17 protein-coding genes are annotated in these 20,196 nt (G+C 62.2%); 3 read left to right on the top strand and 14 right to left on the bottom strand.

The window, feature by feature from the left end; genetic code table 11:
* The first annotated feature begins 784 nt into the window (after positions 1–784).
* Positions 785–1,795, top strand: coding sequence for a helix-turn-helix transcriptional regulator (locus AX756_RS21990; protein ID WP_068317183.1), 1,011 nt, complete (start codon positions 785–787; stop codon positions 1,793–1,795).
* Positions 1,796–1,869: 74 nt separating this feature from the next.
* Here the strand turns inward: AX756_RS21990 and AX756_RS21985 are convergent, their stop codons facing one another.
* From AX756_RS21985 to AX756_RS21970, 4 genes are all read right to left on the bottom strand, one after another.
* Complete coding sequence (locus AX756_RS21985; RefSeq protein WP_163887257.1) at positions 1,870–3,840, bottom strand: mechanosensitive ion channel family protein; 1,971 nt, start codon at positions 3,838–3,840, stop codon at positions 1,870–1,872.
* 177 nt (positions 3,841–4,017) lie between these two features.
* Positions 4,018–5,121, bottom strand: a complete 1,104-nt coding sequence (locus tag AX756_RS21980; RefSeq protein ID WP_068317179.1) for an AI-2E family transporter — start codon at positions 5,119–5,121, stop codon at positions 4,018–4,020.
* A 134-nt stretch (positions 5,122–5,255) separates the two neighbouring features.
* Complete coding sequence (locus AX756_RS21975) at positions 5,256–6,278, bottom strand: helix-turn-helix domain-containing protein (RefSeq protein WP_068317176.1); 1,023 nt, start codon at positions 6,276–6,278, stop codon at positions 5,256–5,258.
* A 188-nt stretch (positions 6,279–6,466) separates the two neighbouring features.
* Positions 6,467–7,099: a TetR/AcrR family transcriptional regulator gene (locus tag AX756_RS21970; RefSeq protein ID WP_068317173.1), complete on the bottom strand. Its 633-nt coding sequence runs from the start codon at positions 7,097–7,099 to the stop codon at positions 6,467–6,469.
* Positions 7,100–7,183: 84 nt separating this feature from the next.
* Here AX756_RS21970 and AX756_RS21965 point away from each other — a divergent pair, with 84 nt between their 5' ends.
* Positions 7,184–7,402 (top strand): hypothetical protein, encoded by a 219-nt coding sequence (locus tag AX756_RS21965; protein ID WP_068317171.1) that lies wholly within the window; start codon positions 7,184–7,186, stop codon positions 7,400–7,402.
* 208 nt (positions 7,403–7,610) lie between these two features.
* Here the strand turns inward: AX756_RS21965 and AX756_RS21960 are convergent, their stop codons facing one another.
* The 10 genes from AX756_RS21960 to AX756_RS21915 all read right to left on the bottom strand — a co-directional run bounded on the left by AX756_RS21960 (position 7,611) and on the right by AX756_RS21915 (position 18,838).
* Positions 7,611–7,970 carry a hypothetical protein gene (locus AX756_RS21960; protein ID WP_068317168.1) on the bottom strand — a complete coding sequence of 120 codons (360 nt, stop codon included), beginning with the start codon at positions 7,968–7,970 and terminating at the stop codon, positions 7,611–7,613.
* A gap of 43 nt (positions 7,971–8,013) precedes the next feature.
* Entirely contained in the window at positions 8,014–8,814 is an 801-nt protein-coding gene (locus AX756_RS21955; protein WP_068317166.1) for a hypothetical protein, read from the bottom strand.
* 62 nt (positions 8,815–8,876) lie between these two features.
* A complete protein-coding gene (locus AX756_RS21950; protein ID WP_068317164.1) occupies positions 8,877–9,992 on the bottom strand; it encodes a mechanosensitive ion channel family protein in 1,116 nt (371 codons plus the stop codon).
* 35 nt (positions 9,993–10,027) lie between these two features.
* Positions 10,028–10,267, bottom strand: a complete 240-nt coding sequence (locus AX756_RS21945) for a hypothetical protein (protein WP_068317161.1) — start codon at positions 10,265–10,267, stop codon at positions 10,028–10,030.
* 93 nt (positions 10,268–10,360) lie between these two features.
* Positions 10,361–11,905, bottom strand: coding sequence for a DUF1254 domain-containing protein (locus AX756_RS21940; RefSeq protein ID WP_068317158.1), 1,545 nt, complete (start codon positions 11,903–11,905; stop codon positions 10,361–10,363).
* Between the two features lie 85 nt (positions 11,906–11,990).
* Positions 11,991–13,499, bottom strand: coding sequence for a DUF1254 domain-containing protein (locus AX756_RS21935; protein ID WP_082739276.1), 1,509 nt, complete (start codon positions 13,497–13,499; stop codon positions 11,991–11,993).
* A gap of 105 nt (positions 13,500–13,604) precedes the next feature.
* Positions 13,605–15,110, bottom strand: a complete 1,506-nt coding sequence (locus AX756_RS21930; protein ID WP_068317155.1) for a DUF1254 domain-containing protein — start codon at positions 15,108–15,110, stop codon at positions 13,605–13,607.
* 65 nt (positions 15,111–15,175) lie between these two features.
* Positions 15,176–16,723, bottom strand: a complete 1,548-nt coding sequence (locus AX756_RS21925) for a DUF1254 domain-containing protein (RefSeq protein ID WP_068317152.1) — start codon at positions 16,721–16,723, stop codon at positions 15,176–15,178.
* A 139-nt stretch (positions 16,724–16,862) separates the two neighbouring features.
* Complete coding sequence (locus AX756_RS21920) at positions 16,863–18,380, bottom strand: DUF1254 domain-containing protein (protein WP_068317149.1); 1,518 nt, start codon at positions 18,378–18,380, stop codon at positions 16,863–16,865.
* A gap of 143 nt (positions 18,381–18,523) precedes the next feature.
* Positions 18,524–18,838, bottom strand: a complete 315-nt coding sequence (locus tag AX756_RS21915) for a helix-turn-helix transcriptional regulator (protein ID WP_068317146.1) — start codon at positions 18,836–18,838, stop codon at positions 18,524–18,526.
* Between the two features lie 279 nt (positions 18,839–19,117).
* Here AX756_RS21915 and AX756_RS21910 point away from each other — a divergent pair, with 279 nt between their 5' ends.
* On the top strand, positions 19,118–19,900 hold the full coding sequence (locus AX756_RS21910) for a hypothetical protein (RefSeq protein WP_068317144.1): 783 nt from the start codon (positions 19,118–19,120) through the stop codon (positions 19,898–19,900).
* The last annotated feature ends 296 nt before the right edge of the window (positions 19,901–20,196 follow it).

The following is a 20,196-nucleotide window of genomic DNA, read 5'->3' as shown; positions in this document are numbered from 1 at the left end:
ACTTGGATGGTTCCAAATCATCTCCAAGGTTTCGATGGATGGACCCTTTTTCGGTGCAGCAAAATCACCGGTGAAACCGCCTCCGTTGACGAGCACGATCTGCAATCGACGATTCCGGTTTGCTCGTCCACACGGCGGTTCCTCACTTTGCACATGGAAGCGGTCGTGATTTCTGTGAGCGATTTCTGGAATGGCTCTTTAGCATTCGAGTACCTCCCTGACACAGAAATGAGAAGGACGATCATGCTGCATGATCGACGCAAGACCGCTTTGACGTACCCGTAATGCGAGCCAATCCATGGCGATGAACGGCGGCTGTGGGCCGGTCGCGACGTTGTGCCATGTCGCCAAGCAGTCCCAATCTCGCGGGTGCAGAAATCGGCAGGGAGGGCGGATTCTGGTCATTCGCCGCGGGTGCAAAGGTAACTCTGGGTCTCTGCAGAAGCGGCCTTTCGGCCAAGCATCCAGGCTGGCACCTGCATGAACGACACGATGGGTGGAAGGCAGCCGTTCGCCGTTTACTACGATATCACTCCAACAAGGTGAAAGCAGACCTTTGTCACTTGCGACATTCCGTAAGCTGCGCTTCAAAAAAACAGCCCAAACGCCACCCAATGAAGAATGGCCGTAGCACGACTGATGCGTCCTCCGTCGGAAACGATGGGCGATGAAGTCTTGCCAATATCACCCGCTACCAAGACGCGAAGACGGGCTCTTACGTGACACGGTGGTTTTGCGATATAATCCCACTCAGACGGACCGCGTCTTGTCAGGGGAGGGATGAGTGCAGGACATTCCGACGACGCGCGCCGCGCATGTCATCAGCTTTTGTGACATCCTGCGGAAGATTGGCACCCCGGTCGAACGGGCGTTGGCCAGGTCGAACCTGCCTGTGTTGATCGAGGAAATGCCAGACGAACTGGTCAACAACATATTCGCGACCGAGTTCACGGCGCGGTGCGCCGTGGCAGAGGGGATCGATGATCTCGGCTGGTTGGCCGCGAGTGGTTTTGCCAGTTCGCAGATGAGTGCCGAACTGGTCGCGGGCCTGCAGAACGAGACCACCGTGAAGCGGCGGCTGGAGAAATTCTTTGCGCTGACCAAGTTGGAGGATTCCCATTTCCGCACCGGGTTCGGGCGGGTCAACGGTTCCACCCAGGTGATCGGCGACATGGATCTGCCGGACGACATCCAGGGGCGCGATATTTCGGACTGGGTTCAAGTTGCCTGTCTTGTCGAGATCCTGCGCAGTGTTGCCGGTCCAACCTGGTGCCCTGAGCGGATCACCTTTACCACCGAAGTCCGGATTGCCGACGCCGCGCGCGCGGCCTTCCCGAACACGCGGTTCGAGACCGGTGCAACGCACACCTCGATCATATTTCCGACCGAGCATCTCTCCATCACGGACTGTGCCGGTTCGCAGACAGCCGAGCGCCCGGAAAGTCTCGATGCGCCGATAGACGGCCTCGACCTTCTGCGTCGCCTGCTCCGGCCGTATCTGCGGGAGGCCACGATGCCGATCGACAAGGCGGCCGACCTGATCGGAACCAGCCGCCGGAGCCTGCAGCGGCGGTTGCAGGCCAAGGGTGTCAGCTATTCGGGACTGATCGAAACCGTGCGCTTCGAAATGGCGGCGGAAATGTTGCAGGATCCCGAACTGCGACTGCTCGATATCGCCCAGGCGGTCGGTTTCGAGGATCAGTCGAATTTCGGGCGCAGTTTCCGGCGGGTCGCCGGCATCAGTCCGGGACGCTATCGCCGCGGTCTCGACACCGGAAAGATCACTCCGCTCTGAGCCAGGTTGGCGCTGCGACGGCGGGATAACACTGCGAGTGTTCCTCTCCGTGGCCATCTTTGGCAATCGGTTGCTCAACCGCCCTTCCGCGTTTCGGTCGCGCTGCCTGTCGCGCCGTTGTCCTCCGAGAGAGGGGCGGCCGAGAGGCTCTCTCCGCCTTGCGACAGCTCTTCCTCCGTGGCGTTGAAATCGGGCGAGCCGGGGCCTGGATAGTGCAGGCGCCCGTCGAGGCGGTTCAGTTTCTCGGCGGAGAACCGGGGGAAGGGAAGTGACCTGTTGCGCCGCCACCCGGCCACCTCGGACTTCGCCGCCTCTGCCAGATCGGCGTCGAGCCCGTCGTCACGCGCCATGTAGAGCGTCTGGGACGGGAAGGCGAAGCCAGTGCCGGACTGACGAACGACATCATAGACACGCAGGAATACGTCTTCGCGGATCGCATGGAACTCGTTCCACTCCCGGGTCGTGGCATAGACGCGGATCGCAATGTCGAGCGAGGAGGCCCCGTAGCCGGCGAACCGCACCCGCACGGTATCGCTGTCGATCCGCGGATGGCCATGCATCATCTCGCGCAGCTTGGCCAGCACGTGGCGCAGCTGGTCGGGATCGGTCTCGTAGCGCAGGCCCAGCGTGTGGGTGATCATCATCATGTCACAACGCGCCCAGTTGATCAGCTGCATGTCGGCGAACTGCGCGTTGGGCACCGTGATCAGCGTGCGATCCAGCGCCCGAATCTGGGTGGAACGAACGCCGATGCTCTCGATCGTGCCGCCCTGGTCGCTGAAGGTGCAGAAATCGCCAACGCGGATCGGCTTGTCGATATAGAGGATGAAGCCGCCGATCAGGTTTTCCAGAGTCGGTCGGATCGCTAGCGCAATGGCGATACCGCCGATGCCGAGGCCGGCCAGGATGCTGAAGACCGGCAAGCCGATGGCCTGGCCGCCATAGGCAAGGACGATCACCGCGACGACCACAGCCACCATCTGGCCGATCAGCCGTATCATGTTGGCGTCCAGGTCCTCGTCAGCGCGGTCGAGCCTCGAGATCATCAGCTCGAACCCGAAGCGGACGACCTGCCAGATGATGATGGTTGCCGCCAGATAGATCAGGACGGTCGCTCCGTTGGCGATCACGCGCGCGAGCTGGCCGGTGGTGTTGAGTTGCTCCAGCGCGAACCAGTGCAGGAACCGGATCACGGCGATGAAGGCGACGGGACCGAGGATCATCACCACCGGACGCAGCAGCGGGTTGTGGATTTTGTGCCAGTGTAGGACCTTCCGAAACGCCATAAACGCAAGCAGCGCAAAGCCAGTCGTCAGGACAAACACGATCACCTTCCATAGAGGTGTGTCGAGAAAGCGTCCTTGCAGACGGTCCGGCACCGCATCCGCCAGCGCCCTGGGGATGAGAGGGCCGGAGAGTCCTCCAAACAACGCGCTCCACGTCTCGATCTCCAGATCGGAGCGGAGCGGGGCATCGGCGATCGCAGCGGCGAAGCGCGGCGACCGGATCACCGTCTGCGGGTCGAACAGGACCTCGCCGGCGCGGTTGCCCTCCTTGACCCGGGAGAGGAGCAAGGGGGTTCCGGGAATGCGATATGTCAGACCGCTGGTCGGGTCGTCCGGGACGGTCTCGATGTCGATCGGGTCGACACGGCCAAGGATGTCGAGCACATGGCCGAGCGTCTCGAAACCGACATCGCGCCGAGTCGCGTCCGGCAGCTGCGAGAGATCGAGCAGCGAGGTCATGTCTTCCAGCAACAGGACGACGCGGTTCAACCGACGGGCCGTGCGGTCGCGCTCATAGGACAGCAGCGCGTCTTCGAGGTCCTTCGTTAGCCGGTCCAAGCTGAAAAGCGTCTGGAAGGCGCTCTCCGTGCGCAACGCGGTCGCGGTGATGTCCTGCATCTGGGCAGTATCCGTCTCTGGGCCTGCGCCCGGTGCCTCCTGTGCGGCGGCGTCCGTGAGGGAGAGGGCCAGCAAGCAGAGTGCTGCCAGACACTTGCCGATGGCAGCAATGCGGATATGGGCGGCAGTTCTTTGAGGCATGTTACAGGTCCCTGTATCGACGGGTGGGGTGCGTGCCGGGCCGGCGCGGATGAGAAAGCGGCGCAAGGCAGAGGATGCCGAGGGCGTGCGAACGCGGCGAGGCATCGGTGAGGACCCCGATCGCGTCAGCCCGCCTGTGTGTCGTCCGGACATTGCCCCCCCGCCCTTGTCCGACCGCTATCGATCGGAGGCTCGAGCCGCGGCCAATTCTGTCTCGGGTGTTTCAAGCTCTCCGTCCCCGGACAGCAGCACCGCGAAGGGACGCAGGGCGGGGATTTCGGCACAGATGATCATCGTGACCACCATCATCGGCACCGCCATGAAGGCGCCGACGGCGCCCCACATCGTGCCCCAGAACGTCAGCGCAACCATCACCATGAAGGTGCTCATGTTGAGCGATTTACCCTGCAATGCGGGTTGAACCACGTTTCCGATGATCGCGTCCGAGCCGCCGTAGAAAACCAGGACCATCAGTGCCGGCATCAGCGTGTCGAACTGGATCAGCGCCAGCAGTGTCGGGATCGCGGTTGCCAGGATCGACCCGATATTGGGGATGAAGTTCAGCAGGAACACCATCAGCGCCAGGGTGATGGCAAAATCCACGCCCACCAGTTTCAGCACGGCATAGGCCACGATGGCGCTCATCGCGCTGGTGAGCGTGTTGATCCACATGTATTGCTGCACACCCCCGGAGATCCGGCGCGCCACGCGCGCGAATTGTGCCGCCTCGGCGTCGTCGTCGAAGGCCTTGGGCAGCTTGTTCCAGAACACGCGACGTTCCGAGAGCATGAAGGCCACGTAGAGCAGCACCAGCCCGATGGTCCCGACCAGGCCGCTGGCGGTGTCGAGCGCCTCGGAGATGATTGCGCCAAGGTCGATTTTCGTCACCGCATCCTGGAGCGCCTGCATGATCTCTGCCCCGAACAGGGCCTGCATCTGCACGGCCAATGCGCTGGCCCGCTCGGCATAGCGGGGAGCTGCAGCCGCGATTTCGGCGGATTGGTTCGAAACCGCCGCACCGATCACCAGCGAAACCGCGACGACGGGCACAACGCTGGCCACGTAGGCAAGCCAGCGAGGCGGGTTCCACCCGAAGAGGGTTGCGGAGTCGATCCGCTCTGTCAGCGCCGAGATCAGGATGATCAGCAAGGCGGCGATCACCAGCGGGATCAGGAAGTCCCGTCCGAACCAGATCAGGCCGAGCAGGATCGGCAAGGTCACGATCCCCATGAACCAGCCCGGTATGGCCGGAGTTTTTCTGATTTCGGGCGCATCGCTCATGGGGCATTTCCTGTTTCCAACCGACGCCCAGCCGCGAAACCGCGTGGACGCATTCTCGGTCATCCTGCCTGCGCAGAGCGGCACATTCCGGTCATCTCGCGCCAGGTTGCGCACGCCGAGCGCACTGTCCCCGCCTATTCGGCCGCGATGACCCCGTCGCTGACGGCCTGTCGAAATCCGCGCGGCGAAACGCCTGTCACCCGACGGAAAGCCCGCGCGAAATTGGAGCTGTCCTCGTAGCCGAGGGCAAAGGCGATATCGACGATGCGCGCCTTGGGGTCGGCCAGCATCTGCTGCGCGCGCTCGAAGCGGGATGCCTGCAGGATGTCCGAGAACGTGGCCCCCTCGTGGTCGAGGCGGCGTTGCAGGGTCCGCACGCTCGTGCCCGCCATGTCGGCGGCAAGCTCGACCGTGGGAACGGCGTCGCCCCAATAGGCCGAGATCAGTTTTCGGATCTGGATCGAGATATCCTCCGTGCCCGGGCCTGCGCGCAATGCAACGGGCACATCGGGCCTCTGTGCTGTTGCGGCGGGGGGGCTCATGGCCAGTTGGAAACGGGGCAGGACGATCGACGTCGCGGCGCTGCCGAAGCGAAAGCGGGCATTGCCGAACTCCTGAAGGGCGTCGTCGCAAACTGGAAACTCGGACTGGAACGCGATCTCCTCAGGGCACCAGGCGGGCCCCAGAACCGAGCGGACGATCTCGACCAGAATCCCGACCTGAAACCATTCGGAGACTTCGAGTGGCTCACCTTCCGGTATCCTGATGGAGTTGAACCACACCCGCATGGACTCGCCCTCGGGAATGATACCGCCCGAAAGGCTATTATCCTCCAGCTTCATCAACTCGAAAAACCGCCGGAGTCGCCCCTGCACGGTGGACGCTCCGGACAGAGCGGCCAACAGGCCACGGTCCAGCTGGGACAATCGAAAATTCTTCACACCGAGCCAACCGATATCCTCGATGCCCTCCTGGCGCGCGGAGCGTCCGACAAAATCCATCACGAAGGCGCTGCACATCCAGGCGTCCGGGATCTCCTCGATCAGGCTGGGAAGCTTCGAGCGGGTCAATTCGCGTTCCACCGGTGTCCCGATCTCGCGCAGGAGTTCGACGAACCCGATGACGTGAGCCGCCCGTGTGGCAGGAAGGTGGGGCATGGACACGACCTTTCGCAGCGGTTTCCGGGACTCTGTTCTTCCCCTTGGATATCACTGCCCGGCGTCGCGTTTTGGTCAGATCGCGCCAGACACGAAAACCTGCTCGATCCCGCCATCCCGCGTCGCGCGGAAGGGGATGAGGTGGGGAAACGCCCTTCCCGCAAGCCCATTACGCAGACTGTTGTAACTCACTCCGATGACCGTTCGGTCTGAGGTTCCTGTCTGCTGGGCGCCTGCCACTCGGCGGCAAGGGCGCGCGATGCACGGGAGATCATCTGTTCAACGGAATCCGCGCCCTCCTCGACAGATCGAAACAGGTTTCTGTCGGACAGGACTGTGATCCCGTGGCCCGCCGCGAAGACCAGGTTGGCCAGGCTTGTTGCGTCGTCTGTGTTCATACCGCCACTTGCTCCGGTCAATGCCCGGCAAAGGCCGTCAAACATCGTGCGGCTGACCTTTCGCGCCCGGCTGCCGGCGTCACGTACCCCGGTTTCAAACAGCAACCGAAAGAGGCCCGGATGCCTACGCGAGAACTCGAAATAGGTGGTGATGTGCGCCGCAATCACGTCTTCCAGCGTTTCCGAGATCCCCTGCACGGCCTCGATATCCCGCGACAACATGCGGAACCCTTCTGCCGCGACCGCATCGAGGAAATCCTCCTTGCCATCGAAGTGGTTGTAGGGAGCCATGGCCGTAACACCGACATCTTTTGCGATGGCGCGCAGCGACAGGTTTCCGTCTCCGGGCGCGTCAAGCTTCACAATGGCGCGCTCAACAAGCGCGTTTGCCAGGTTCCTGTGGTGGTACGGCTGCTTTCCCATCGCTTCGGGATATGGCCATTCGGGGCGGCTTGCAACTTTATATATACGCTATATATATGCGCCGTATATATAAGGAACCGGACAATGACACCGATGAAACTCAGACAGACCCTGCGCTGGATCCACATTGTCGGGGGGATGATCGTCGGCACATATCTTTACGCGCCGTGGTCCGCTGATCCTGCCTTCACGGCCGTGACACTCTACGGGGTTGTGCCCCTCCTGGGACTGTCCGGCATCGTGTTGTGGCAGCAAGGGCGGCTCAGTCGTTGGATGAAATCGCGCAAGATATCGGCCGCCTGACGCGGGTTTCGAGCGTGCGGGCACGTAATCCCCTACGCACGTCGTTATCCGTCCCGATCGCGTTGTGACACCGGCGCAGATCACATCTTTGCGCAGCTTGCTGTGCTGAAATCAGGAAAACTCTCCGACGCATACGAGGCCTCTGCGCCGGAGAGTTCTGCCGCGTGTCAAAATGGCATTGCCATGCGGTTTCCTTGAGGCCCCCGGATCACTCGACCAGTTCGATTTCACCGGACCGCCAGGTCCGGTCGAACCAGCCCTGCTCGGGGCCGTAGAGGCGGAACAGCATGTGCCAGCCCATCTCGGGCACCGTCTGGACCCCGTTGGCTACTTTTCCTGCGGGGGCGACCGGGGGTGTCATCAGGACCGCTTCGACGGCGCGCTGGAAGTCGATCAGATCATGGATCTTCTGTGCGGTGTCTTCGGTGGGAAAACCGCCCTCGAAGGTCAGCGTTCCAAACCGGGTCTCGACACTGTCCGGAATTGTGATCTCGGTCGGATTCTCGGTCGTGAACGCTATTGGTGTGCCCTCGGCAAGGGCGGCGGTGCCCAGGCAGGCGGACGCCATCAGGGCTGTGGTGAGAATCTTGTACGTCTGTTGTCCCCTTGTCTTATTTTGGGAACTGGAAATTGACGCCTGCGAACACGCCCCATTCCGGCAACCCGTCTCCCGACGAGGCGACCGAGTATTGCGGTTCGACAAAGACGTTCACGATGGCGCGGTCGGTCTTGATGACCTTGCCGAGGCCGAGGCCGAGCGGGACGTTGTAATTGTCGGTCTCGAAATCGTAGGTCCAGATCGCCGTCGAGCGCGCGTACCAGCCCTTGCCCAGCTGCGCGATGACCAGCGGCTGGAAAGCGGCGTTGTTGACATCGGCGCGGTCCTCGTCGCCGGCAAAACTCGCCTGCCAGGTCAGCAGATAGCCCCACTGGAAATTCGGGTTCTTGAAGTTGAACAACACGTTGGCGAGCCCTGCGGACCATTTGCCCGATCCGGTTTCATCTTCGGCGGCGGTGGGGGCTGTGATCTGGGGACCGATGCCGAAGCTGAGCGTCGGGTTGCCGGTGTCGATCAGGTAGGCGGCGAAGACGTTGAAATCGCCGATGCCGGTGACGGACTCGCCGGGCACCGGGATCTTGTTCACCGGCAGGGTCGCCCTCACCAGCCAGTCGCCTCCAAAGGCGGATACCGGCAAGGCCCCTCGCAGGAAGAAGCTGTTGGAGGTTGTGTCGTCGAGGCCGGTCAGGCTGCCATTGTACTGGTTCTGGAAGTTCAACGTGTTGAACGCGGCCAGCGGGTTGTTGGCCTGTGCCAGGTTCGCGCCTGCGTCGTCCTGCGCCAGAAGGCTTCCGGGCGACAGGCAGATGCCGGCCGCCAGCGTTATCGTGGTTGCGTGTCGAAACGAAGCCATGCGGGCCTCCTGTCAGGATGTTCACTGCAGAAGGTCTTGCACGTCTCCGCGGTCTGGTCCGGTCATGTCGTGCCAGCGGGCGCCGAGACAGCCGACCCTGTCGGTCCGTCAGGGACGAGCTGCATCAGCGGCCGGGAGAAATGGGCACCGCTGGCCTCTACGAGGTCCACCACCTCCAGCATCAGGGCCTCCTGCGCGGGCAGAAACTCGGTGTAATCGCGGGTTCGGGTGAAAACCGAGATCAACAGGATGATCCCTTCGTCCGTGACCGTGGTTGCCCGGACCCGGGTCGGAAAGTCCGGGCTGTCGATGAAGTCTTCGCTCTGATCCAGGAACGCCGCGATCCCGTCGCGAATGGCGGCGATCTGAGGGCGCGTTGTGTCATTGCGCAGAGGCAGATTGCAGTTGATCCGCCGATGGTTTCGCGTGGTCAGGTTCACGATCCTGCCATTTGCGAGGTCACTGTTGGGAATGAAGGCCGTGCCCTGATCCGGCTTGCGCAGCAGGGTGGAACGCAGCTCGATACGTTCCACGGTGCCTTCTTCGCCGCTTGCCAGCTGGATGTAGTCGCCGGGTTTGAAGCGGCCTTCGCTCATGTTGCTCATCCCGGCGATCATGTTGCGAACGAAATCCTGGGCGGCCAGGGCCATCGCGGCCCCGAAGACCCCGAGCCCGGTCATCGCGGAGCCGATCTTGATGCCCCACACCTCCAAGACCGAGGCGACCGCGAGCACCACGACGACGACCTGCGCCGCCTTCAGGAACCAGTCGCCGCCGAGATTCCGCGCGCCCTCGACCCTCTCGTCGTGCAGGGCATCGGCGAGCGGAACGATCAACTCGTAGAGCGCCGAGAAGATCGCGGCGACCATCACCGACAGGACGATGTTTTCGAGCACGCCCGACAGGCTTTGGGGCAGAACCAGCAGGCTCAGGGCGATCAACCACCCGGCGGACACATACATCAAGCTCGTGGCAGGCATCAGGGCGGCGCGCAACTCGTCGGTCAGGGTCGCGCCAAGGCTCCTGACGATTCGTGCCAGGACCATCAGCGATAGCCTGGCCAACGGCTGGCGCAGCAGGTACGCCGCTGCCAGGCATCCGAGTGCCCAATACAGGCTCTCCCGGTCCTGCAGGAAAAACCAGTGGAGGATTTGCTGGAAGAACCCGTCCGGTTCCATCTTACTCTCCCTGACCGCCAAGCCGGCAGCTATGCTCAGCCTTTGGCCTTCTTCATCCGATCATATGCCGCCTTCATCTTGATGCCGAGATCCCGGGCCGCGTCGCCCACCTCTTCGGCGCTCTTGTCGAACTGGGTCTTCGTCAGGAACCGGTCCCATTCCTGCGTGAGCTCTTTCCATTCGTCCTCGGCCTCCTTGCTCCCCAGATGCAGTTGCAGGAGCAGTTCGTCCCGTGCCTGGGCGAGTTCGTCCATCATTTCCTTGAAAGTAGCCATTTCGTCCTCCTTTTGAGATTGGAATTCCGATCCCCGGCGCATTCAAGGTGCCGGGGATCACCTGTGCAGCGTCTTGCCGATGCAAGCGATGCCCTACCTGACCTCTTCGATCTCGACGGGCTTCCAACTCTGGTCGTTGAATGCTTCGAGTGGGCCATAAAATCGGTAGAATGGGAAGAACCCCTTGCCGGCGGCGGTCTGGATCCAGTTCTGTTCCGCAACGCCGTCCGGTTTTTCGGCTGCAAAGTAGATGTCTACGGACCCGTCTGCATTGGCCGGAGGGTTCTCCTGACTGCTGATGCTCGGCAGTGGCTGTGCGGTCTGCAATTGAGACCGGGTCACCGGATCATAGACCGTGACCGACCAGAACTCGCGCACCGGGACATTGGGCGGCACGCGCAGCTTGTAGATCTTGCCGCCGTCGAGGAACGCGCCGTTCCCGTCAACATAGGTCGATGAGTATTTGGAGCCCTTGCCAGCCGGCATCGTCGCCGCCATGGCAGGCGTGACCACGATCGCGTTGTAGTGATAGAGCGTGCGCGCATCGAGATTGCGGTGTCCGTCCTTCTCGAACTCCGCGTTGCCGCCGATGAAAGGCGTGCCCCAGGACATGCCCTCATAGAGTTTCTCTTCCGGATCGCGGCTGGCAAATGTGATGACGCGGGACATCGCCACGCCTTGCCTGGCGGCCTGCTCGAGAATGGCCTGCATACGCGCGTCAGGGTTGAACGGCTTGCCCTTTTCGATACCGAGCGAGGCCAGCCGCCCGAGCTGCTCCTTGTCGAACAAGTCGGCTGGCTCGTAGCTCACGATCTCGTGCAGCCAGCGAAACGCGGACCCGTCCTCAGGCACCAGGCTATTGCCAGGCATGTGGCCGCAGTCGATATAGCGCCCCTCGCGCGGCCCGGTCTCGAGCGGATAGATCCGGAGGTTGTCGCGGTAGTACTGCATGGCCTCGTCGCCGGTTCCTATAACGGCGGTGTTGGCCCGAACCAGTCCCCAGTTGCGGTAGGATTTCGAGCGCGCGACGAAATAGCCCTCGGGCACGTCGCCCTCGTAGTCCGGCGGCAGGATCAGGTATTTGCCGCCCTTGCCCTTGTCCGGGCCGGTGGCGCCGAAATCGACCACGAACCGGAAATAGGCATCGTCCAGCGGCCCCATGACATTCGGCGGGATCTCCATGACGGTCGGTCCCTCGGCCTTCAGATCAAGCGTCATCCAGGCATAGATGCTGTCGGTGTTTCCGGTCAGGAACAGCGGGTTTGCATTCATCTTCTGCGGCGTGACGCAGATATCGGACGAATTGCGATGGCCGAAATCGCGGACCTGGGCCTTCAGGATTCCATGCACCGAGAGTGCCGGAAACAGATCCAGGTAGAGCTGCGTCGCGCGTTGCAGGTCAAGCTCGTCATAGACCTTCTGCGCGGTCTCCGGGGTGGGATAGGCGCCGTTGACGAAGTCCAGGGTGCCAAAACTGGTTTCGATTCGTGCCGGGGCGGGCTTGAAGCCATCCACGCCCTGTTCCGCTTCGGCAGCTCCCAGCTCGAAGATGCTCTGGTCGGCCGCGTGGACCGGGGCCGCCAGCCCAGCCGTCAGGACGCCGGCCGCGGTCAGTTTCAATAGAGATTTCAATTTCATTGGTTCTTGCTCCCAGTGAGGAAATTGTTTCGGCCCGGCGCCGCAGGATCAGCCATCCGGCGCCAGGCCCGTGTGGTGCGTTCGACTACTCGACCAACTCGACTTCGCCGGGGCGCCATTCACCGTCGTACCAGGCCTGTTCCGGGCCATAGATCCGCCACAGCATGTTCCAACCCTTGCCGGGAATGGTCTGGATCCAGTTATCCGCGCCGTCCGGGCGTTCCGGGCCGAAATAGACATCCCAGGTGCCGTCGTCGTTCTGCACCACGGCCTTGTCGATGCTGGTGACCGCCGGGTAGGGATTGTCGACCTGCAGCATGGAGCGGGTCTGGTTGTCATAGACCGTGATGTCCCAGAACCGGCGCGCCGGGACGTTCGCGGGCACATGCACGCGATAGGTCTTTGCCCCGTCCAGCGGATTGCCTTCGGCATCGCGCAGGCCGATCACGTATTGCGACCCGGCGCCGACCGGAGGCTTCACCATCGCCGGGGTGATGCCGGTGGCATAGAAGTGGAACCGTGCGCGCGAGTTGATCAGGCTGATGCTGTCGTTCAGGAACTCGTGGCTACCCCCGGCAAAGCCCTTTTCCCAGCTCTTGCTGTCGGGCCAGATGATGCGGTTCTCGTCGCGGTTGGCCCAGATGATCGATCGCTGCGCCGCGGTGCCGACTGCGGCTGCTTCGGCAAGGATCTTCTGCATCCGCTCATCCGGCGCAAAGGGCTTGCCCTTTTCGATGCCGATGGCTCGCAGCAGGCCGAGCATTTCCGCGCTCTGTGCCGCGTTCGGCTCTTCCTGCACGATCTCGTTCACCTCCTCGAAGAAACTCGCATCCTGCGCATGCAGGGTGTTGAGCTCCTTGAGGGCCACATCGACCCAGTTCACTTCTTTGGGCTCATCTCCCATCGGGTAGAGGCGGAAATGGGCTTTCATGTTGTCGACAACCGGATCGGGCTCGAAATCCGTCATGAAGCCCCGGATCGCCAGCCAGTTACCGTAGGTGTCGGAGTGACGCACGATGTACCCTTCGGGCAGGTTGCCCTCGTATCCCGGGGGCACCAGAAGGTACTTGCCGCCCTTGCCCCTGTCGGGGCCGGCATTTCCGAAATCGGTCACGTAGTGGAACCAGGCGTTGTCGATGATGCCAAGCACGTTCGGCGGCGTTTCCATGATCATCGGCCCGTCTTTCAGGTCGATCCACATGAAGCCATAGATCACGGTGGTGTTGCCGGTCAGCAGGAGCCCCTTGGAATCAAGACGACCGTGCCAGTACATCATCGTCTCATTGTCAGGACCGAATTCGCGGATGCCCTTGCGGAACCCGGCCAGCGACGCGGCTGGCGTGGTCATGATCATCGCTTCGACCGCGCGGCTGAAATCCAGGTGATCCCAGAGCGCCTGTGATGTTTCCGGTGTCGGCACGCCGTCGACGAATTCCAACGTCCCGATCCGCGTCTCTGAGCGGTCCGGCGTGACGACATTGGCGGGAATCTCGGTGGTGTTGTCGTAGGTTGGGCTCTCGGCGAGGGCCGATGTCGCGGCGAGGGCCAGGGCTCCCGCTGCGATAGCAAGACGGTTTGATATGGTCATGGTCATGTGGTCTCTCTCCTGTGGGCTTTTGGGGCGAGGTCTTTTGGATCCGGGGTCACGACGCAGCGCTCGTTGCGCGCATGCGACCGGCCCCAACGGCGTGTTCATGGGTCATTCAAGCAACTCGAAGTCGTTCAGAACCCAGGATTTCTCGATGTACCCTTCGAGCGGGCCGTAGAACCGGAACACGGTGAAGAACCCCTTGGATGGGTCCGTCTTGATCCAGTTCACCTCGAAGCCTTCCGGCGCCGATTGCCCGAAATAGAGATCCACCGATCCGTCCGCGTTGATCACCGGGTCGGTCTGGCTGCCAACCGTGATCTGGCCGTCAGAGGCCAGAAGGCCGCGGGTTGCCGGATCATAGGCCGTCACGGCCCAGAACCGTTTCACCGGCGCATTGGCCGGGACGCGCAGCCGGTAGGGCTTGCGCCCGTCAAGGAACCCGCCATTGGCATCGCGGAAGGCGGTCAGATAGGCCGTGCCGACGCCCGGCGTCGTCGACAGAAGGTTGGGCGACACGACGATGGCCTGGTAATGCCACAACGTGCGGGCATCGATGTCATTGGCGCCGCTGTCCCGGGTGAACTCGGTATTGCGCACGAACATCTTTTCCCACTGCCGGTCCGGCCAGTAGCGGATGTCGGGCTCGCGCGAGGCATAGACGATGGCCCGGGACATGGCCGTGCCCTGTTTTGCGCCCTGATCGAAGATCGCCATCATCCGCGCGTCTGGCGCGAAGGGCTTTCCCTTTTCGATGCCAAGACTGGCCAACCGCCCCAACTGCTCGGCATCGAACAGCTCGGAGGGTTCATGCTGGATGATCTCGTTGAGCATCACGAAGGCCGAGCCATCCTCGGGCGGCAGCGGGTTCATGCCCACGACACTGGCGTTGACGTATTTGCCCTGCCGGTCGCTGCCCAGGGGATAGACCTTGAGACGGTCCCTGAACCATTCGAGGGCCTGATCGCCGGTGCCGACCTCGCCAAAACCGCGCATCATCGCCCAGATGCGATGCCCGTTGGAGCGCATCACGATATAGCCGTCGGGCACATCGCCGTCATGGCCCGGCGGCAGGAACAGGTATTTGCCGCCCTCCCCCTTGTCCGGCCCGGTGGCGCCAAAGTCGGTCAGGTACCGGAAAGCCGCATCATTCGCGGTGCCGTACATGCCGGGCGGGATCTCGACAATGGTCGGGCCGTCGATGCCGAGATCCAGCGAGGCAAAGGCGTAGATGGTCGAGTTGTTGCCGGTCAGGTAGGGCTGGTTGGAGTTCATGAACTCGGCCATGACGCCGATATCCGACGCGGTTTCGAACCGGAGGTCCCGGGCCTGGGATTTGACGATGCTGTAGAGCGACAGCGCCGGCAGGAAGTCCATATAGGCCTGCGTGGCGCGCTGAAGGTCCAGTTCGTCATAGAGGGCCTGCGCCGTTTGCTCGGTCGGGAAGCCGCCGCCGGAGAAGGTCAACGTGCCGAAGCTGGTGTCGATGGTCATCGGGGCGGACTGGAAGTCCTGCGCTGTTTGCGGCATCTCCGGCGCAAACAGGGATTGTTCCGCATGGCTGGCCGGGACAAGTGCCGTGAAGAGCAGAAGGGCGCAAAGCGTAGTGCGAGTCATGTCGGTGCCTTTCTGGCAAGCAGGGGATTGCGGATGCGGACCTCATGCCCGCATCCGTAATTTCTCTATTCGATCAGCATTATGTCGTTGGGAACCCAAGACTTTTCGTTGAATTCGGCAAGCGGGCCGTAATAGCGGATATAGGCAAAGAAGCCCCGGTCCGGCAGCGTCGGAACCCAGTTCTGCTCTGGAATATCCGCAGGTTTCTCGGCGGCGAAATAGAGGTCCACCGACCCGTCGGCATTGGCTTGCGGCGCGGGCGTCTGCTGGCTGCTGATGCTCGGGTAGGGCCGGCTCTGCAACTCGGAGCGCGTCCAGGGATCATAGAGCGTGACCGACCAGAACAGCGCCACCGGCACATTTGGTGGCATCGTCAGCTTGTAGGTCCTGGCACCATCCAGATAGGCGCCGCTGCCATCCTTGTAGCTCGTCTGATAGCGCGATCCGGTGCCTTCGGGCATCTGCATCGCCATCGCGGGCGTGATCCCGTCGGCCGTGAAGTGGAACGTGGTCCGGGCCTCCAGGTTGAAATACCCGTCCGGATCGAAGGTCGAACTGTTGCCGATGAACGGGCTTTCCCATCTCAGGCCGGGATAGACCACGGCGTCCGGCTGGCGGCTTTCGAAGGCGATCACGCGGGACATGGCCACGCCCTCCTGCGCTGCCTGCTCGAAGAGCCGCTGCATGCGCGCATCCGGGGCGAAGGGTTGACCCTGCTTGATGCCCAGCGATGCCAGCCGCCCCAGCAACTCCCTACCGAAGGCGTCGGCCGGCTCGTAGTTGATGATCTCGTGCATCCATTCAAACGCCGAGGCGTCCTCGGGAACGATCGAGTTCCAGGCGACATTGGTGGCGTTTTCGACAACCGGCGGCCGCGGGCCGGTCGCAAGAGGATAGACCTTGGCGTGGTCGCGATAGTAGTCGAGGGCCTTCTCGCCAAAACCGACCTTGGCGGCATTCGCCCGGATAAACGAGAAATTCATGTAGGTCGGGGATCGCACGACGAAATAGCCGTCGGGAACATCCCCTTCATGGCCCGGCGGCAGCAGGAGGTATTTCCCGCCCTGACCCTTGTCCATTCCGGTTGGGCCAATATCGGCGGCAAACAGGAAGTTGTGATCGTCAAGCGGTCCCATGACCCCCGGCGGCACCTCGAACACGGTCGGGCCGTCCCGTTTCAGGTCGAACACGACAAAGGCATACAGGCTTTCGGTATTGCCGGTCAGAACAAGGGCGCTTGAATCCAGCCGGTCGGCGGTCACGCGGATATGCGCGCTATCCGTCATCCCGAGGTCGCGGACCCAACCCTTCATCAGGCCATGCGCGGACAGCGCCGGGTACATGTCGAGATACAGCTGGGTGGCGCGTTGCAGGTCAAGCTCGTCAAAGACCTTTTGCGCGGTGTCCTCGGTCGGAAAGCCGCCGGGGAACTCCAGCAGCCCGAACCGGGTCTGGATGTTTTCGGGCGCCGGTTGGAAGTCGCCCGGGGCATATTGCGGCTCGGACCCCGCCATTTCGAAGAAATCTTGCGTCTGCTGAGCCATTGCCGGGCTTGCAAGCAGAGAGGCCAGAAGCCCTGCGGTGGTTGCACTGAAGAGTGTTCGGGTTTTCATGCTCTTTCTCCATTGGGGGGAACCCTCGCAGGGGCCTCTCGGTCGACATCCAGATCGCGTCGCAGGCGAGATGGATTGCGATCGCGACGGGTCGGATGAACACGGCCGGGGACAGCTGCCCCGCCCGTGCCAGGACCGCTCACTCGACCAGTTCGATCTCGCCGGGGACCCAGGTCTTGTTCAGCCAGGGTTCAAGCGGGCCATACATGCGCAGGATGATGAACCAGCTCTTGCCGGGGATCGTCTGGATCCAGTTGCCTTCGTGCCCCTCGGGGGCTTCGGGCGCGAAATAGATGTCGTGGGACCCGTCGGCATTCTGCTGCACGTTCTCGTTGTAGCTGTCGAGCGCGGGGAAGGTCTGGTCGGTCTGCAGCATGGACCGGGTCTGCGGGTCGTAGGCCGTGACGGACCAGAAGTCCTTGACCGGCACATCGGGTGGCAGGTGCAGCCTGTACGTCCTGGCCCCGTCCAGCACTTGCCCGCCTTTTGCCAAACCGGCGATCCCGTAGTCCGACCCCTTGCCGGGTGCGGTGACGGCCATTGCCGGTGTCACAACGACCGCGTTGTAGTGCATCCACAAGCGCGAGTCGTAGCGGCGCGCGCCATCGACAAGGAAGCTCGTGTCCTTTTCGGCAAAGGCCATGACCCATTCGCTGTCCGGTCCATAGATGCGCTGATCGGGATCTTTCGGCACTACTGTATTGGCGCGGGCATAGGCGTTGCCGATGGCCACAGCGTCGGTCAGGATCGCTTTCATGCGGGCGTCAGGGGCAAATGGCTGACCCTTTGCGATGCCGAGTGCGGCAAGCAGGCCGCGGGTCTCGGGATCATGTGTGCCGATGGGTTCTTCCTGGATCAGCTGGTTCAGCATCTCCCAGTAGCTGTAGTCGTTCGGTGGCACGGCGTTGTAGCCTTCGCGCCCCGACATCGAGAAGAACTCCGCCTCGGGCGGGGTGTCGGCCATCGACAGCGGATAGATCCGCAGATTGTCCTTCACGGCTTGGGCGGCCTTGTCGACGCCGTCGCCGATATAGGCCCGCATGAAGATCCAGTTGCCGTAGGTCGAGGGCCGGACCACGAAATATCCCTCGGGAACCTCGCCATCATAGCCCGGAGGCAGGATCAGGTACTTGCCACCCTCACCCTTGTCCGGCCCGGCAATGCCAAGATCGGTGACATAGCGGAACCACATGTCGTCAATCGCGCCCAGCATGCCCTTGGGCAACTCGATCACCGTGGGGCCATCGTCGGCAAGGTTGGTGTAGGTCCAGGTGTAGATTGTCGAGCTGTTACCGGTCAGAAACAGCGACTTTGAATCCGCCAACCTGTCCCAGATCAGGATCTGGTTGACCTTGCTGGCCCCGATGTCGCGCTGGCCTTGTCGCATGGCATATTGCGACACACCCGGTACCGTCGAAACATAGGCCTGCACGGCGCGGGCGCGGTCCATGTAGTCATAGACGGTCTCGATCGTGGGCCTGTCCGGAACGCCGTCAAAGAAGCGCAGCGTTCCGATGCTGGTGTCGACAGACCCCGGCGTTGTGATCGCCGCCGGAATGTCGGTTGTCATCTTGTAGGTGGGCGTTTCGGCCTGTGCGATGACAGTCGCCGAAATCAGGCCTGCACCAAGCGCGAGCGAATAGAGGGGGATCTTCATCGGGGTCTCCTGTTTTGGCACATTCTGTTGTGGCGCCGAATCGAACCCGTTTCCGGTCATCTCGTGCCACCGTGCAGAAGTGGCGGGAGGCGGCGACGCGTTCGGCTTTCGCGAAGCACGAAATGCGGGGCCGGCACCCGGTTTCATCTTCGGTTTCTCGATGAACTTCCGGCCCGGATCTTGCGCCAGGCACGCGGAGGTTGACCGCTCCAACGCTGGAACGCGCGGCTGAAGTTGCTGGCGTCCCGGTATCCAAGAAGGCGGGAGATCTCGCCGATCTTACGGTCCGTCCGCTCCAGTTGACGGCAGGCTCTCTCAAAAAGCGCCAGTTCCAACAATTCGGTGTAGGTCACCCCCATGTCCGCCAGTGTGCGCTGCAGCGAGCGGACGCTGATACCGAGACTGCCAGCCACCCGGTTCAGGGCGACGTCACCGTCGCGGATCATGGTGTCGATCACCTTCCGAACGTCCTCCACAGTCACTGGCGCTGTCTGGGAACACACGGAGGGACTCCTTTGGCATCGTTCACGGCTCGCACCCAGAATACCGCTCCGGGACAACAGCTCCGGTCATCATGCGCCATCTGGTTTCGACTTCCGCCAATGCCTTCTGCATGAGGTCGGTGAAAAGGGGTCAAGGCGATCCACCGGCCTGGCGCGAAATGTCCGGCGGGGCGTTACCGGGGTTTCTACGATGGCTACCGAGCCAGATCGAGCCCCCCGGAAATGAGACCCGCGATGACCCATTTGAAACGCCTGCTGATGAGCGCTGCGATTACATGCATGGCCCTTCGACTCGACGCACCGGCGCATGCGCAGGATGTTGGGGCCGATGGCACATTTCCACCTCCCGAAACGGGCTGGGAATTCGATGCGGCGGTCTATCTCTGGGGCGCTGGTCTTGGCGGCGAAGTGTCAGACGGAGACGCCCTCGAACTCTCCTTGGGCACGATCCTCGAAAACCTGAACGCTGGCGGCATGGCGACTTTGGCCGCCAGAAACGGCAAGTGGACGCTCTTTTCGGACCTGATCTACCTGAACCTCGGAGACAAGAAGGACGGCAGTGTCACGATCGGGCGCGATACGGTCGACACCTATGTCGACCTGCAGGTCAAGGGCTTCATCACCACGACCGGCATCGGCTATTCGATCTTCGACAACCCCGACACCGAACTCTCGGTCTTGGGCGGTGTGCGGTTCCTCAAATTCAAGACCGATACCAAGCTTGAACTCGGCGGGCTGGATAGGCGGGTCAAGTCGGATCCGAGCCTCACAGACGGCGTCATCGGTCTGCGCGGCCAGTCGAACCTGTCCGGAAACTGGTACGCGGATTACTGCGCCGATGTCGGAACCGGAGACAGCGACCTGACCTGGCAGGCGGCCGTTGGGCTGGGCTACCGGTTCGAGAAACTCGATATCGCCTTCGGCCACAGATATCTGCGGTGGGATCTGGACTCGTCATCGGATCTTTCGGACCTCACAATCAAGGGTCCCTATGCCGGTTTGAAATTCGTTTTCTGAAACACGGAAACAGGGTGCAGGGCAGCCCCTTGGTTCGACAACAGACCGCGCCCCTAAGACCGGGCCGGCAAGGGATAAAGGGTAACGGCTGAATGATGTGCTCCGAGAGATGACACGCATGGCCGAGGGAACGCCGGCAATCTCCAGGCCTGAGGTCACACGACTTGGCAGATTTCTCAGGTGCAGCGAAGGTCCGTATCTGTTTGCAACCGACCAACGAAGTACGGTCGCGCGAACGTCTGCTCTGGGCCGAGGCTGTGTGAAAACTCGGCGGCATGATATCCTTTTTGCGCAGG

The sequence above is a fragment of the Aliiruegeria sabulilitoris genome (assembly GCF_001558155.1).
In the GTDB taxonomy this organism is placed as follows: domain Bacteria; phylum Pseudomonadota; class Alphaproteobacteria; order Rhodobacterales; family Rhodobacteraceae; genus Tropicimonas; species Tropicimonas sabulilitoris.
This window is presented reverse-complemented; position numbering and strand designations above follow the sequence as displayed.